The sequence below is a fragment of the Streptomyces sp. NPDC047085 genome (assembly GCF_040643735.1).
GTDB lineage: Bacteria > Actinomycetota > Actinomycetes > Streptomycetales > Streptomycetaceae > Streptomyces.
The window spans coordinates 646,552-661,395 of record NZ_JBEYUW010000002.1; the positions used below are offsets into that span (position 1 = coordinate 646,552).

Annotated in this window: 14 protein-coding genes; 2 read left to right on the top strand and 12 right to left on the bottom strand. The window is 74.4% G+C overall.

Going from position 1 to position 14,844, the window contains the following annotated elements; all coding sequences use genetic code 11:
* Positions 1-182 precede the first annotated feature (182 nt).
* From ABZ865_RS08560 to ABZ865_RS08575, 4 genes are all read right to left on the bottom strand, one after another.
* The gene (locus ABZ865_RS08560) at positions 183-929 is read right to left on the bottom strand and encodes a hypothetical protein (protein WP_361225940.1); all 747 of its coding nucleotides are present in this window, start codon (positions 927-929) and stop codon (positions 183-185) included.
* 226 nt (positions 930-1,155) lie between these two features.
* Positions 1,156-1,443: a DUF6158 family protein gene (locus ABZ865_RS08565; RefSeq protein WP_100829159.1), complete on the bottom strand. Its 288-nt coding sequence runs from the start codon at positions 1,441-1,443 to the stop codon at positions 1,156-1,158.
* A gap of 103 nt (positions 1,444-1,546) precedes the next feature.
* Entirely contained in the window at positions 1,547-3,166 is a 1,620-nt protein-coding gene (locus tag ABZ865_RS08570; protein WP_361225944.1) for an ATP-binding cassette domain-containing protein, read from the bottom strand.
* Between the two features lie 141 nt (positions 3,167-3,307).
* Positions 3,308-3,964, bottom strand: a complete 657-nt coding sequence (locus tag ABZ865_RS08575) for a histidine phosphatase family protein (protein ID WP_361225947.1) — start codon at positions 3,962-3,964, stop codon at positions 3,308-3,310.
* Between the two features lie 188 nt (positions 3,965-4,152).
* Between ABZ865_RS08575 and ABZ865_RS08580 the strand changes: the two genes are divergently transcribed.
* Entirely contained in the window at positions 4,153-4,998 is an 846-nt protein-coding gene (locus ABZ865_RS08580) for a class I SAM-dependent methyltransferase (protein WP_361225950.1), read from the top strand.
* Between the two features lie 45 nt (positions 4,999-5,043).
* Here ABZ865_RS08580 and ABZ865_RS08585 read toward each other — a convergent pair whose 3' ends face one another.
* From ABZ865_RS08585 to ABZ865_RS08595, 3 genes are all read right to left on the bottom strand, one after another.
* Positions 5,044-5,718 carry a GvpL/GvpF family gas vesicle protein gene (locus tag ABZ865_RS08585; protein ID WP_361225952.1) on the bottom strand — a complete coding sequence of 225 codons (675 nt, stop codon included), beginning with the start codon at positions 5,716-5,718 and terminating at the stop codon, positions 5,044-5,046.
* Positions 5,719-5,864: 146 nt separating this feature from the next.
* On the bottom strand, positions 5,865-7,880 hold the full coding sequence (locus ABZ865_RS08590; protein ID WP_361225955.1) for a transketolase: 2,016 nt from the start codon (positions 7,878-7,880) through the stop codon (positions 5,865-5,867).
* A 56-nt stretch (positions 7,881-7,936) separates the two neighbouring features.
* Positions 7,937-8,347 (bottom strand): phage holin family protein, encoded by a 411-nt coding sequence (locus ABZ865_RS08595; protein ID WP_361227248.1) that lies wholly within the window; start codon positions 8,345-8,347, stop codon positions 7,937-7,939.
* Between the two features lie 160 nt (positions 8,348-8,507).
* On the opposite strand from ABZ865_RS08595, the gene ABZ865_RS08600 reads away from it, so the two are divergent.
* Positions 8,508-8,855 carry a VOC family protein gene (locus ABZ865_RS08600; RefSeq protein WP_361225959.1) on the top strand — a complete coding sequence of 116 codons (348 nt, stop codon included), beginning with the start codon at positions 8,508-8,510 and terminating at the stop codon, positions 8,853-8,855.
* Positions 8,856-8,871: 16 nt separating this feature from the next.
* On the opposite strand, the gene ABZ865_RS08605 is transcribed toward ABZ865_RS08600, so the two are convergent.
* The 5 genes from ABZ865_RS08605 to ABZ865_RS08625 all read right to left on the bottom strand — a co-directional run bounded on the left by ABZ865_RS08605 (position 8,872) and on the right by ABZ865_RS08625 (position 14,806).
* Complete coding sequence (locus tag ABZ865_RS08605) at positions 8,872-10,833, bottom strand: DUF5107 domain-containing protein (RefSeq protein ID WP_361225962.1); 1,962 nt, start codon at positions 10,831-10,833, stop codon at positions 8,872-8,874.
* Between the two features lie 40 nt (positions 10,834-10,873).
* Positions 10,874-11,443: a GNAT family N-acetyltransferase gene (locus tag ABZ865_RS08610; RefSeq protein WP_361225965.1), complete on the bottom strand. Its 570-nt coding sequence runs from the start codon at positions 11,441-11,443 to the stop codon at positions 10,874-10,876.
* Between the two features lie 133 nt (positions 11,444-11,576).
* A complete protein-coding gene (locus ABZ865_RS08615; RefSeq protein WP_361225968.1) occupies positions 11,577-11,822 on the bottom strand; it encodes a LapA family protein in 246 nt (81 codons plus the stop codon).
* Positions 11,823-11,930: 108 nt separating this feature from the next.
* On the bottom strand, positions 11,931-12,857 hold the full coding sequence (locus ABZ865_RS08620; protein ID WP_361225971.1) for an LD-carboxypeptidase: 927 nt from the start codon (positions 12,855-12,857) through the stop codon (positions 11,931-11,933).
* The gene (locus tag ABZ865_RS08625) at positions 12,854-14,806 is read right to left on the bottom strand and encodes a prolyl oligopeptidase family serine peptidase (RefSeq protein ID WP_361227250.1); all 1,953 of its coding nucleotides are present in this window, start codon (positions 14,804-14,806) and stop codon (positions 12,854-12,856) included. The genes ABZ865_RS08620 and ABZ865_RS08625 overlap by 4 nt, the downstream gene beginning before the upstream one ends.
* Between the last annotated feature and the right edge of the window lie 38 nt (positions 14,807-14,844).

Sequence of the window (14,844 nt, forward strand, 5' to 3'; positions counted from 1 at the left end):
CGGGCCGTGTGGCTGGTGAGCGTGGTGCGTACGGCGCGTGCAGTGCGTGCGGTGCGTGGGCTGAGTACGGCGGCTGCGGGTGGTGCCCTCGGGATGGTGTGTACCCGGTCGGCGGCGCTCCAAGGCCCACGGCCCTGACCGGCGCCGTCTCCGCCGGTCAGGGCGCCGCCGGGCGCCGCGCGTCAGCCCCGGGCGAAGCGCCTGCGGCCGGACAGCCGGTAGACGGCGCCTGCGCACGCGGCGACGATCAGCACACCGCCGATGACCAGGGCGGGAACCGAATCGCTGAACGTTCCCCCCGCTCCGGCCTCGACACCGCCCTGCACGGTCGCCGGATCATCGCTCTCCCACCCTTGCCCCTGCCCCTGGCCTTGTCCCTGGCTTTGCCCCTGCCCCTGGTCCTGTCCGTCCCCCCGCTCCCCCTGTCCCCCGGTGCAGTGCTGTCCCTGGGCGCACGATCCGCCGTCGTCCGCGCCGTCGCCCTCGGTCTCGCCCTCGGTCTCGGTCCCGCCGGGGACGCTGTCCGGGGTCCACGCCTTGCTGCCCTGCTCGTCCGGGGGCTCGAGCGTGCCCTCCTTGTCCGGGGCCTGGAGCGTGCCCTCCTTGTCCGGGCCGGCGGGGCAGTCGCCGGCGCCGCTGCGCGCGGGGGCGGGCCCGGAGGCGCCTTCGGTGCCGGGCTTCCGGCTCAGGCGCACGGGGAGGTCCTCGAAGGCCTGTGGGATGGCCTCGTGGGCCTCCGGTGCCAGTCCGGTGGGGGTGTCGCAGGCGGCGGACGCGGAGGCCGGGCCGCCGGGCTGGACGATGCCGGGGCTCGCGTCGGCGGAGGGATCAGCGCCGATGGCGGGGTCCGCGAACGAGGCGGGCCCCGCTATGACGAGCGCGGACCCGGCCAGGACGGCGACGGACAGGGCACGGGCGGTGCTGCGCATGGGACGGGCTCCTCGGCAGGACGGGGTCACGGCTCTCGTGTCCTCGCTGCCATCACAGCCCCCGGGGCGCGGCACCGCGCGCGGCCGGACCCCATTCGCGGGACGCGAACGGCCTAACGGGTGACTCCCCCACCCCGCCCCACCGGCCCCCGTACCGGAACACCGCGGAGCCGGTCCGCGTCGGTCGCGGGCCGGCCCTTTCGTCTGCGAGGGGGCGGAGGCCGCCTCAGGTGCCGGACGGCCCCGGAGTCGCCGATTCGCCGCAGCAGCGCTCGCGGGCGCCCTCGCGGGTGCGGCCGGCGCTGACCAGGCGGCGCGGGTTGCGGCGCAGGTATTCGCCCTCGAGCTGGGCCATGCGCTCGTTGTGGGTGCGCAGAGCGTCGTTCGAGCCGTACAGGAGGGTGTCGTGGCGTGTGCGGTGGATCGTCTCCAGCTCCTTCATGAGCTGCTGGTCGTCCAGTCGGCTGGGGTCGACTCCGGTCATCGTGGTACCCCGCTCGTCGTATGCGTCCATGCGGTCCGGGTACCCGCCCGGCGTGCACTTCCCCCGAGCGGTTCCGGAGGGGAGCCTTGGAGCTCGCGTTCCTGCAATCACCTCCACTGTACGAACAACAGCGTCAGCGGGCGCGCTCCACGCGGCGCTCGTCCCAGACGGGCTCCGGGGTCTCGCGGAGGCGGCCGTCCGAGCCGAAGACCAGGAAGCGGTCGAAGGAGCGGGCGAACCAGCGGTCGTGGGTGACCGCGAGGACGGTGCCCTCGAAGGCTTCCAGGCCTTCCTGGAGTGCCTCGGCGGATTCCAGGTCGAGGTTGTCGGTGGGCTCGTCCAGGAGCAGGGCGGTGGCACCGGCCAGTTCCAGGAGCAGGATCTGGAAGCGTGCCTGCTGGCCGCCGGAGAGCCGATCGAAGGCCTGTTCGGCCTGGCCGGTGAGTTCGTAGCGGCGCAGCCGGGACATGGCCGCGCCACGGTCCTGGGAGTGCTCCTTCCAGAGGATGTCGAGCAGGTTGCGGCCGATCAGCTCGGGGTGCGCGTGGGTCTGTGCGAAGTGGCCGGGCACGACCCGGGCGCCGAGCTTGAACTGCCCCGTGTGCGCGACGTCCTCGCCGGCGAGCAGACGCAGGAAGTGGGACTTGCCCGAGCCGTTGGAGCCGAGGACGGCGACCCGTTCGCCGTAGAAGACCTCCAGGTCGAAGGGTTTCATCAGGCCGGTGAGTTCGAGCCCGGCGCAGGTGACGGCCCGTACGCCGGTGCGCCCGCCCTTCAGCCGCATGGTGATGTCCTGCTCGCGCGGCGGCTCGGGCGGCGGTCCGGCCTCCTCGAACTTGCGCAGGCGGGTCTGCGCGGCCGCGTAGCGGGAGGCCATCTCGTGGCTGACGGCGGCGGCCTGCCGGAGGTTCAGGACGAGCTTCTTCAGCTGGGCGTGCTTCTCGTCCCAGCGGCGGCGCAGTTCCTCGAAGCGGGCGAAGCGCTCGCGGCGGGCTTCGTGGAAGGTGGCGAAGCCGCCGCCGTGCACCCAGGCGTCGGCGCCGGCCGGGCCGGGTTCGACGGAGACGATCTTCTGGGCGGCGCGGGCGAGGAGTTCACGGTCGTGGGAGACGAACAGGACCGTCTTCCGGGTCTCCTTGAGCTGTTCCTCCAGCCATCGCTTGCCGGGTACGTCGAGGTAGTTGTCCGGCTCGTCGAGCAGCAGCACCTCGTCGGTCCCGCGCAGCAGCGCCTCCAGGACGAGGCGCTTCTGTTCGCCGCCGGAGAGGGTGCGCACCTGGCGCCACTGGGCGCGTTCGTACGGCATGCCGAGCGCGGCGGTGGTGCACATGTCCCACAGGGTCTCGGCCTCGTAACCGCGCACCTCGGCCCAGTCGGCGAGGGCCTGGGCGTACTGCAGCTGGGCGGCCTCGTCGTCGACGGTCATGATCGCGTGCTCGGCCCGGTCGACGGCCGCGGCCGCCTCGCGGATACGGGGCGGTGCGACGGAGACGAGGAGGTCGCGTACGGTCGTCTCGTCCCGTACGGAGCCCACGAACTGGCGCATGACGCCGAGGCCGCCGCCGACCGTGACGGTGCCGCCGTGCGGCTTCAGCTCGCCGGAGACGATGCGCAGCAGGGTCGTCTTGCCCGCGCCGTTCGGTCCGACCAGGGCGACGACGGCGCCTTCGCCGACCCGGAACGACACATCGCCGAGCAACGTCCTCCCGTCGGGGAGGTGGTACTCGAGATGCGCGGCTTCCAGGTGTCCCATGAGGAGGCATTCTGTGGGGCGCGCCCGAGCCGGGGCAAACAGATATCCGGCCCGGCCCGCGAGCGGCACCTGCTCACCCGGCCCGGTCCACGGGGGTCACCGGCCCGGTCGCCGGACGTCACCGGGCCGAGTCCACGCACGTCACCCGGCCGTGTCCACGGGTTCTCCCGTCGGGCCGCTCTCGCCCGCCGGTACGACGGTGGCGCCGGCCCAGGACAGGACCTGGAAGCCGGTGGCCGGGGTGCCGTCCAGGACGACGACGCCCGTGTTCGCCAGCGGGTGGGCGGCGGCGTAGGCGACATCGACGTTGCGGGCGCGGGCGGCGGTCCACATGCGGATGGCGGCGCCGTGGCTGATCATCGCGACGGTGTCGGCGCCGCTCCCGGCGGCCTCGTCGATCACGGCGTCGTACCGGGCGAGGGCCGCCGCGCCGTCCTCTCCGCCGGGGATGCGCAGCCCGGTGTCCCCGGCGGCCCAGGCGAACACGGTGCGCATGTAGCGCTCGCCCTCCGGGGAGTCGCCCGGCTGCATCTCCAGGTCGCCGGCGGACAGTTCGCGGATGCCGTCGCGGACGAGGACGTCGAGGCCGCGCACGGCGGCCAGCGGGGCGGCGGTGAGCCGGGCGCGCAGGAGGGGTGAGGCGTAGAGGGCCTGGATGTCCTCGTGGGCGAGGGCCCGGGGCAGGGCGGCGGCCTGCCGCTCACCGAGAGGGGTCAGGCCCGGTCCGGGGACGCTGGTGTCGAGCAGCTGGTCGATGTTGGACGGGGTCTGGCCGTGGCGGACGAGGAGCAGGCGCATGCTCAAGGGTAACCGCCCACAGCTGACGGCACGGAGTGACCTGCCCTCATTACTGACACTCCGTCAGTCCATATACCAAAACACAGGTCTCATAATTCGACACACCGGAGTAGCGTTCGACGCATCGCGGAACGGGGCCGGGACGGGCCTTGTTCCGCTCCGTCGACGAGGGCGAAGGGGCAAGTGTCATGCCGGACGCGCAGCAGCACACGCAGCCGAAAGCGCGGGAGACCGCCGTCTACACGCACGGGCACCACGAGTCGGTGCTGCGTTCGCACACCTGGCGGACCGCCGCCAACTCCGCCGCCTATCTGCTCGGTTCGCTGAAGCCGCACATGAAGATCCTGGACATCGGCTGCGGTCCGGGCACGATCACGGCCGACCTGGCGGAACTGGTGCCCGACGGCCATGTCACCGGCGTCGACCGCGCGCCGGGCGTCCTGGAGCAGGCCCGGGCCACCGCCGCCGGACGCGGACTGACGAACGTGGACTTCGCGGTCGCGGACGTCCACGCCCTGGACTTCCCGGACGACACCTTCTGCGTGGTCCACGCCCACCAGGTGCTCCAGCACGTCGGCGACCCGGTGCGGGCGCTGCGCGAGATGCGCCGGGTGACGAAGCCGGGCGGGTTCATCGCGGTCCGTGACGCGGACTACGCGGCGATGACCTGGTACCCGGCCGTACCGGGCCTGGACGACTGGCTGGACCTGTACGAGCGGGTCGCGCGGGCCAACGGCGGCGAACCGGACGCCGGACGCCGGCTGAAGGCGTGGGCGCTGGCCGCCGGTCTGACGGACATCACGGCCACCTCCGGCACGTGGACCTACGCGACCGCCGAGGAGCGGGCGTGGTGGAGCGGGCTGTGGGCGGACCGCACCCTCGCCTCGGCCTATGCCGAGCGGGCCACGGAGGGCGGTCACGCCACCCCTGAGCAACTGCGGGCGGTGTCGGAGGCCTGGCGGGACTGGGGCCGGCGCGAGGACGCCTGGTTCGCGGTCCTGCATGGGGAGATCCTGTGCCGTAAGGAGGTCTGACCCGGGGTCGGGCCCTCCACTCGGGCTGCCACGCGGGCCAGCCCGTCACGGCTCCTCCCCCGTGAACGAGTACGGCGCCCACGGCCCGCTGAGTTCCACCCGCATCCCGGGCTCCTCGCTCTTCGTGCGCTCGACCACCTCCACGAACTGCTCGCAGTGCGTCCGGGGCACCAGATAGGCCGCGTCGAGCACCGTGCGTCCCGGCGCCCCGGGGGGCGGGGTGTGTCGCGGGGTGTGCAGCCGGCAGTCCTCGGCGTGCCGGCAGAGCCGCTCGTGCAGCGTCCGCGCGCACTCCTCGCCCCGCCGCACCGCCCCGGCGGACTCGCTGTCCGCGTACAGCCGCACGCCCCACTCCGCCCGGTCCCGCAGCCGGTGCAGCGTGCGGCGGAACTCGTCCTCCCGGGACTCGATCATGACGCGGACCGCGCTGTCGTCCCGGAAGACGGTGCCGAGCGGGAGCGGCAGCGGCGTGGTGACGGTGGTGAGCGCGTCGATGACGCCCTCGTGGGCGCGGGCGGTCGCGGCCCGCCAGTCCGGGTCCTCCAGGCGGATGTGCAGCGTCTCCTCGCCGAAGTCGGCCTCCGGGACCCTGCTGACGACCGCGACCAGCCCGTGGTGGTTCAGCAGCGCCGGCGGGACGCCCGCGACGCCCGTGATCTGGGCCTGCAGGGGCGCGTCGAGGGGGCGGCAGACGGCGTAGACGTACCGCAGTCCGGTCATGGCGCCTCCTTCGGCGTACGGCCCGCGATCCGGGGCCTTGGGATCCGGGGCCCAGGATCCGGGCCCAGGCCCGGGGCCCGGGCGTCCTCAGGATCGGTGCTCACCGGGATCGGTGCTCGCCGAGGCGGCGATCACCGGGCCGGCGATCACCGCACGATCGCCTCCTCGACCAGCAGTTTCGCGGTGGCCTCGATGTTCACGGCGTCGATGCCGGCGGCGTGCAGCTGCTCGTCGGGATCGGCGGAGCCCGGCATCGTGCGCACCGCGAGGCGGACCAGGCGGGGCACGGGCCGGCCGTCGCCGAAGGCCTCCGCGACGGCGTCGCCGAGGCCGCCCTGCTCGTGGTGGTCCTCGACGGTCACCAGACAGCCGGTCTCCTCGGCGGCACGGCGCAGCGTCTCGGCGTCGACGGGCTTGACGGAGTACAGGTCGACGACGCGGATCGGGATGTCCTCCTGGGCGAGCCGGTCGGCGGCGACCAGCGCCTCGTGCACGGTGACCCCGGCCGCGACCACGGTGAGCCGGTCCTCCTCGCTCGACCGCAGCACCTTGCTGCCGCCGGGCGCGAACTCCTCGTCGGGGCCGTAGATCACCGGGCCGGCGCCGCGGGAGGTGCGCAGGTAGCGGATGCCGTCCAGGTCGGCCATCGCGGCGACGAGCCTGGCGGTCTGGTTGGCGTCGCACGGGTAGAGCACGGTGGAGCCGTGCACGGCCCGGAACATGGCCAGGTCCTCCAGGCCCATCTGCGAGGGGCCGTCCTGCCCGATCGCGACGCCCGCGTGCGAGCCGACCAGGTTGATGCCGGAGCCGCTGATGGAGGCCATGCGCACGAAGTCGAAGGCGCGGGTGAAGAAGGCCGCGAACGTGGCGGCGTACGGCAGCCAGCCGCGCACCGCCATGCCGACGGCCGCGGCGACGAGCTGCTGTTCGGCGATGTAGAACTCGAAGAACCGGTCGGGGTGTTCCTTGGCGAACAGCTCGCTGCGGGTGGAGTCGCCGACCTCGCCGTCGAGGGCGACGACGTCGCCGCGGGCGCTGCCGAGCGCCGCGAGGGCCTTGCCGAAGGCGTCCCGGGTGGCGACCGGGTCGCCGCCCTTGGGGTAGCGCGGGAGCTGGAGGACCTCGGTGGTGAGCGAGCGCAGGACCGCGGCGGCGGGCGGCTCGCTGACGGTGACGCGCAGGTCGCGCCGGCCGCCGAGTTCGGCGACGGCCTCCTCGGGGTGGGGCAGGGGCTTGCCGTGCAGGCCCTCGCGGTCCTCGGCGGAGGCGACACCCCTGCCCTTGAGGGTGCGGGCCAGGATCACGGTGGGCCGTCCGGTGGTCGACCGTGCCTCGGCGTACGCCCGGTCGATCGCCTCGACGTCGTGGCCGTCGGTCTCGACGGCGTGCCAGCCGAAGGCCCGGAAGCGACGGGCGTAGGCATCCAGGTCATGGCCGTGCCGGGTGGGGCCGCGCTGGCCGAGCCGGTTGACGTCCACGATCGCGGTGAGGTTGTCGAGGTGCTCGTACGACGCGGTCTCGGCGGCCTCCCACACCGAGCCCTCCGCCAGCTCGCTGTCCCCGCACAGCACCCACACGCGGTAGCCGGAGCGGTCCAGCCGCTTCCCGGCGAGGGCGATGCCGACGCCGACGGGCAGGCCCTGGCCGAGCGAGCCGGTGGCCGTCTCCACCCAGGGCAGCCGGCGCGGGGTGGGATGCCCCTCGAGCCGGCTGCCGAGCTTGCGGAAGGTCAGCAGTTCGCCGTCGTCGATCGCGCCGGCCGCCTTGTACGCGGAGTACAGCAGGGGCGAGGCGTGGCCCTTGGAGAGGACGAAGCGGTCGTTGGCGGGGTGGTCGGGGCGTTCGAAGTCGTAGCGCAGATGGTGGGCGAGGAGTACGGCCATCAGGTCGGCTGCGGACATCGAGGAGGTCGGGTGCCCGGAGCCGGCCGCGGCGGCGGCCCGCACGCTGTCCACCCGCAACTGCTGTCCCAGTTCGGCGAGTTCGTCGGTGTTCATAGGTCTCCTAGTGCGGTGGGCCTCCGGCGGGGGGCTCGTCCGGGGTCTTCCGCGTAACCGGGGCCCGGGCACCCAAACGCCGCGCAGGTCACCGGGACGCCGGCCGGACGCTGCGCGGGCCGTTTCACGGCGGTCGTCATCGTCACGGGCGTCGCGGACCGTCACGACCGGTCACGCGTGGTCGCGGCCGGCCGGTACGGTGCCGCGGCGCCCGCGCGGTCTCAGGCCCGGTGATGCGGGCCGCCCGGGTCGAGGTCCGGCCGGCCGGGGGGCGTCGTGGGCATGGGCGGGTAGGGCGTGGGGAGGGCACCGGTGGGGCCGGGGGTGGTGCCGTGCGGGTGCTTCGGGTGTGCGGCGCCGCGCAGCACCTGGGCGAGGACGCCCAGGATCGCGGCGGTGATCAGGGCGGCCGCCCAGGCGGGCAGGGCGATCGCCAGGGCCAGGCCCACGGCGAGCGCGACCGCGGCGCCCGCGTACAGGGCGAGGGTGCCGGAGGCGGCGTAGAGCATGGCCGTGCGGCGCTGCTTGCGGCTCTGCTCGCGCAGCTCGTCGCGCACCGTCTCACGTGCCACCTGAGCCAGCTCGTCGACGAGGTCCTTGTCCAGATGTTCCAGATGATCCAAGCGCTCCATGACCTGCGGGTACCCGTCGGCCATGACGTGTAACGGCACAGGTCAGAGCGAGGTCCGGGCCGTGCGGCCCCGTGCGGGGGCGTGATCCGCGCGGGGCCGGGAGGCGGGTGCGGGGGCGGTGGCCTGTGCCGGACCGGGCGGCCCAACTAGGCTCGTCCGTATGGAGATTCTGGGCGCCTCGCTGCGCATCTGCGTCGACGACCTCGATACCGCGATCCCGTTCTACGAGCGTCTGGCGGGCGGCAGAGCGCTCCGGTTCGAGCGGGGTGGCGTGCAGGTCGCCGCGGTCGGCTCCTTCCTTCTGATGAGCGGGCCCGAGTCCGAGCTGGAGGTGCTGCGCCGGGTGACGGCGACGATCGCGGTGAAGGACGTCGACGAGGCCCACCGGCTGCTGACCGAGCTGGGCGCCCGGATCGTCGCGGGCCCGGTGCCGACGCCCGCGGGCCGGAATCTGCTCGCGGTCCACCCGGACGGCTCGGTCTTCGAGTACGTCGACCAAGCCGACTGATCCACGAAACGCCTGGTCAGGCCATGTCCGGGCGCATCCGGAAGTCGTGGTGGGCGGGCAGGGGCTCGTCGGTGAGGCGGGCCCAGAGCCGACCGATCGCGTCCGCGCCCTCCCGCAGGTCGGCCACCTCGAACCCGTCGTCGAAGACGGCCCGGGCGTCCGCCGGGCGTCCCTCGGCGAGCAGCAGTTCCGCCTCCAGCAGCCGGAACCGGCCGCGCTGCCGCACGGCGGGCAGCAGCCGCTCCCAGACGGCGCGGGCGTCGGCCGCCCGCCGCACCCGGAGCAGCGCCTCCAGGGTCTCGCGGCCGAGCCCGGCCAGGGCGGCGGTCCAGGCCTCGCCGTCGTCGCGCCGCTCGCGGCACAGGTCGTCGAAGGCGTCGGCATACCGCTCGGCGGCGCGCTGGTGGTGGCCGGTCTCCTGGTCGGCGACGGCCAGGCAGCGCAGCAGCGGCCACTGGGAGGGGGCGAGCGGGAGGCCGCGTTCCCAGCTGCGGACCGCCTGGGCCCGGTCTCCGGCGTGCCACTGGGCGATGCCGAGGTGGTACTCGGTGTGCGGGGTGGTGGGCGCGGTCTCCAGCATGTCCCGCCAGTGCGGGGCGACGAGCGTCTCGCCGGGCGGGCGGACCCGGCGCGGTTCCGGCAGCGTGCCGGTGCGCAGCAGCTCCCGCCAGGGTGCCTGCGCCTCGCCGAGCGTGGACTCGGGGAAGGGGGTGCCGGGCAGCTTCCAGTCGGCCCGCAGCACTTCGAGCGCGCCCCAGCCGGTGCCTGTGGCCAGGACCTCGCCGGGTTCGGTGTCGGCGCACGGCTTCCAGGCCGCGTACGCCTCCTCGACGCGGGCGCGGGGCAGCACCGCCTCGAGCCGCTCCTCCGCTTCCCGGACGACGTCTGCCCAGGCACCGTCGGCGGGTGCGTCGAGCGGGCCGTACGCCTCCAGCCAGGAGATCTCGCTCTCCGCGTCCATGCGCACGTGTTCCAGCTGGGTGCGGGCGAGGCCGGCCTGGATCTCACAGTAGCCCTCGGTGCCGGGTTCGGTGAGCCACTGCTGCCAGCGGCGGCCGCCGGGTCCGCCGCCCCACACGAACAGCTTGCGGCCGCGCAGCACGTCGGTGGAGGTCTGCACCAGCCCGTGACCGTCGGCGGCCTGCGCGGCGATCCAGCGGCGCCGGCCGTCCGGCACCTCGTAGAAGTAGTCGGCGGCGTACGTGCTGTTGAGCGGGTAGGTGCGGTCGATGCCGTCGTACGACGGGACGGGCACCCGGCGCAGGCGGCGCTCGTAGCCGAAGTGCCAGGCCTCATCCGCGGGCGCGAGGACCCTGCGGTCCTCGGGGACGGCGATGTTGGACCACCAGTACGTGGCCGCGGGCCGCTCGTGCGGGTTGCGGATACGGACGCCGACGAGGAGGAAGTCGGAGCCGTCCGGGAGCCACAGGTCGACCTGGAACGGCAGGTCGCGCAGCCGCTCCCACTCCCACAGGCGCAGCATCTCGCCGCCGTCGGGGGCGGGGACGCGGGCGGCGTGCACGGGTGAGCAGGACAGGGTGGTGTGGCCGGTGGCGCCGATGTTCCATTCGATGCCGCCGGAGTACCAGGCGCCGTTGAGGGCGAAGTTGGCGGGCTGGAACACGGGGTTGCGGTAGGGGAGTTCGCGTCCGGTCGGCAGGTGGACGAGGGAGGCTACGCGGCCGCCGAGGGCGGGCAGGACGGTGGCGCGCAGCCGGTCGTTCTCGATCACCAGCGCGTCGAGGGTGCCGGGTTCGCGCTGCCGGCCGTATCCGTCGCGGATCCGTACCGGGAGCAGGCTGGTCAGCGGCGCGAGGCCGAGCTGCCGGGCCATGTCCCGGGGCATCTCCTCCCGTTCCCGGTCGTCGATGCGGTGGACCTCGTCGAGGGGGAGCAGCGGGGGCAGGGGGTTGTCGGGGCCCAACTGCGCGGCGGGCAGGGTCAGTACCTCACGTCGGATCCTCGTCACGATGACCATGGAACCTCCCGCGCGGCGAGAGGGCCAGAGTCGGGACGGGTCAGGATTGCGCAAAGGGCCCGTCGGCGGCCCGCATCTCGGCGGTGAGCGCCCAGCGTTCGTGGTCGCGCCACCCGCCGTCGATGTAGATCATGGCGGGTGAGAAGCCCTCCAGGCGGAAGCCGGCACCGCGCGCGAGGGCGATGGACGCGGTGTTGCCGGGCTGCACGTTGATCTCCAGCCGGTGCAGGCCGAGCGGCCCGAACGCGTACCCGATCACCAGGTCCAGCCCCTCGCGCATCAGCCCCCGCCCGGCCGCGTGCGCGAAGGCGCCGTAGCCGAGGGCACCGCACTGGAAGCCGCCCCGCACGATGTTGTTGATGTTGATGAACCCGGCGATGTCCCCGGAGTCCTTCTCGCACACCAGGAACCCGGCCCGGGCCGGGTCCTCGATCAGCCGGCCCGCGTAGCCGGCGTACGCCTCCTCGGTGTCGGGCGGGAACAGCCACGGCCGGTGCAGGTCCTTGCTCTCCCTGACCCGTGCGGTGAACTCGGGGCCGTCCTCCAGCGTGAAGGAGCGGATGCCCACGCGTGGGCCTTCGGCGAGGTAGTGGGGCGTGGTGTGCGGCATCGGCCCAGCGTACGCGCCGGCCGGGTCCCGGTCCCATCGGCCCCGGCGCTTCGCGGTCCCACCGGCCCCGGCGCTTCGGGGGCCCGCCGGCCGGGCCGGGGCGGCGCCGGCACCCCACGGGGGCTACGACCCCTCACTGACCCCGGCGCTTCATCGCGTACGCCCCGCACAGGGCTCCGATGAGACCGGTGGCGAGCAGGGCCGTCCACAGGGGCAGGGTGACGTCGGAGCCCAGCAGCCGGATGCGGACGGTGCCGGTGTTCTGGAAGACGAAGACCAGGGTGAGCAGCGCGAGGGCCAGCACGGTCGTCCGGGTGAGCGTCGTGAGCTGGCCCTTGCCGCCTGTGGCGGCGCCGCTGTCCGGGGTCTTCGTGCTCATGCGACCAGGGTGGGACCGGGGGCCCCGCCCCGCACACCGGGTGCCGCCCTCCGGGTGACCACGGGGATACCGGCCGGTAGGCGCCGGCCCGGGGACCGCTGGTGATCCTCAGCGCAGGGCCGGCTCGTCCAGCGTCAACGTGCCCGCGTCCGCGTCGAGTTCGGCGGCCACACCGAAGGGGATGGTCAACGCGCCCGCGCAGTGCCCGAACCCGAACTCCTCGACGACGGGCACCCCGAGCGGGCCGAGCCGGTCGGCGAGCAGGGGCCGCACCCGGTCGTAGGGGTCGCACTCCTCCCAGGAGCCGAGCAGTATCCCGCGCACCCCGTCGAACCAGCCGGAGCGCAGGAGTTGGGTGAGGTACCGGTCCAGCCGGTACGTCTCCTCGCCGACGTCCTCCAGGCACAGCAGCCCGCCCAGCGCCGAGGGGCGGGCGCCCGGGGTGCCGCGTTCGGCGGCGAGCAGGGACAGGCAGCCGCCGAGGGTGATCCCGCGGGCCCGGCCCGGGACGAGGGCCCTGCCGGCGCCGGAGGCGATGGTGCGCACGGTCTCCGGCGCGAAGAGGGTCGCCTTCAGATGGTCCCGGGCGCGCTCGTTCTTGACGAAGTCGATGCCGGCGGCCATCGGCCCGTGCAGAGTGGCGAGGCCGAGGCGGGTGGCGAAGGCCTCGTGCAGGACGGTGAGGTCGCTGAAGCCGACGAACACCTTGGGGCCGGCCGCGCGCATCGCCTCCCAGTCGAGCAGGTCCGTCATCCGCTGCGCGCCGTAGCCGCCACGGGCGCACAGCACCGCGTCCACCGCCGGATCGCACCAGGCGTTCTGGAAGTCGGCGGCCCGGTCGGCGTCCGTGCCCGCGAGATAGCCGAACTCGCCGTGCCGGTCCAGCACATGAGGGGCGACCACGGGGTCCAGGTCCCAGCCGCGCAGCACGTCGAGGCCGGCCTGGAGCCGTTCCTCGGGCACCGGCCCGCTGGGGGCGACCACGGCCACGCGTGCTCCGGGGGCCAGCCGGGCGGGCCGTACCAGCTCTCTCATGTGCGCAGCTCCAGCGTCGGGGCATCGGGCGTGTCAAGCCCGAACACCTGGGCGTACAGGGACAGTTCGGCCTCCAGAGCGCGCACCATGGTGTCGGCGCGCCGGAAGCCGTGCCCCTCCCCCGCGAAGGTGAGGTAGGCGTGCGGGACGCCCCGGCCCTGGACCCGGTCGAGGAAGCGTTCGCACTGGGCGGGCGGGCAGATGACGTCGTCCAGGCCCTGCAGCAGCAGGAACGGCGCGGTGAGCCGGTCGGCGTGCGCGGCGGGCGAGCGCTCGGCGTACCGGGCGGGCACCTCGGCGAGCGGGCCGACCAGCGACTCCAGGTAGCGGGACTCGAAGTCGTGGGTCTCCCCCGTCGCCCAGGCGGTGAGGTCGAGGACGGGGTAGATGATGGTGCCGCAGGCGTAGACGTCGGTGGTGGTCAGGGAGACGGCGGTGGTCCAGCCGCCCGCGCTGCCGCCGCGGATCGCCAGCCGGTCGCGGTCCGCGGTGCCCTCCTCGGCGAGGGCGAGGGCCACGGCCGCGCAGTCCTCGACGTCGACCACGCCCCACTGCTCGCGCAGCCGCTCCCGGTAGGCGCGGCCGTATCCGGTGGAGCCGCCGTAGTCGACCTCGGCGACGCCGATGCCACGGGAGGTGAAGTAGGCGATGGCGAGGTCCAGCACGAGCGGCGCCCGGCCGGTGGGGCCGCCGTGCGCCCAGATCACGTAGGGCGGCAGCTCGCCGTCGGGGGCGGCGCGGCCGGGGTGGTGCGGCGGGTAGACATGGGCGTGCACCTCGCGGCCGGCGGGGCCGGTGAAGGTGCGGATCTGGGGTTCCGGGTAGTAGGCGGGGTCGACGGGGTCCCGGTGGCGGGCGCCGATCGCGCGGGCGCGTCCGCTGCGGGTGTCCAGTTCGACCACCTCGTAGGCGGTGCGCGGGCTGGCGCCGACCGCGACGACACGGGTGCCGTGGGTGGCGAGGGTGCCCGCGAACTCGGTCCACGGTCCGGCGGCGTCGACGACCTCACCGGATTCGGGATCGAGTACGCCGAGGAGGGTCGACCCGCGCCCGTGGACGACCGCGATCAGCCCGTTGTCCAGCGGCGCGAACCACCGTGTGCCGAGCTTCCACAGCGGCCCGGCGAACTCCTCCTCGCGGGGACACAGCGGGGTGCCGTCGCGGTACAGGTTCCACCAGCCGCCGCGGTCGCTCGCGTACAGGAGCGCGCCGTCCGGGGTCCAGTCCGCCTGCGCGACGGACTCCTCGGGACCGCCGGCGACCGTGCGGACCGCGTGCAGGGTGCCGTCGTCGCCGACCTCGCCGACGAGCAGCTCCGTCCCCTCCCAGGGCATCCGCGGATGGTCCCAGGCGAGCCAGGCGGCCCGGCGGCCGTCGGGCGAGAGCCGGGCGCCGGTGACGAACCGGCGCCGGTCGTCGGTGAGTTCGCGTACGGCGGCCCGGTCGTCGGCGGCCGAGCCGTCCAGCGGTACGGCGGCCAGGACGCGCCGCACGTCACCGGGGCCGTCCCCGGTGAACTCCTCCAGCACGCACCACACCTCACCGCGGGCGAGGTCCACCCGCGGCTCGGCCCAGCGCAGTCCGCCGCCCACCGCGGAGAGCGGGGTCAGCGGGACGGGTTCGCCGCCAGGCTCGTACCGGTACAGCCGCTGGTCGGCGAAGTGCGTGAACACCAGCAGCGGCGCGCCGCCTTGGACCACCCCGTGCCAGGGCAGGCCGCCGTACTCGATGACCCGGCTGCGCACGTTCCACGGCGCGGGCAGCACCGACTCCTCCCGGCCGTCCGCCGTGCGCCGCACCAGCGCGCGGCGGCCGCCCTCGGCGGGCCGGGGCTCGGTCCACCAGACCTCGTCCCCGACGAACCCCACCCACTCGGGCTGCCCGTCGTGCGCGGCGGCCAGCGTCGCGTCGATGGGCGACGGCCAGGAACCGTACGCCGACTTCAGCACTTCGTCCCCCCTCGTCTCGAGCACCTGCTCCCCCTCGC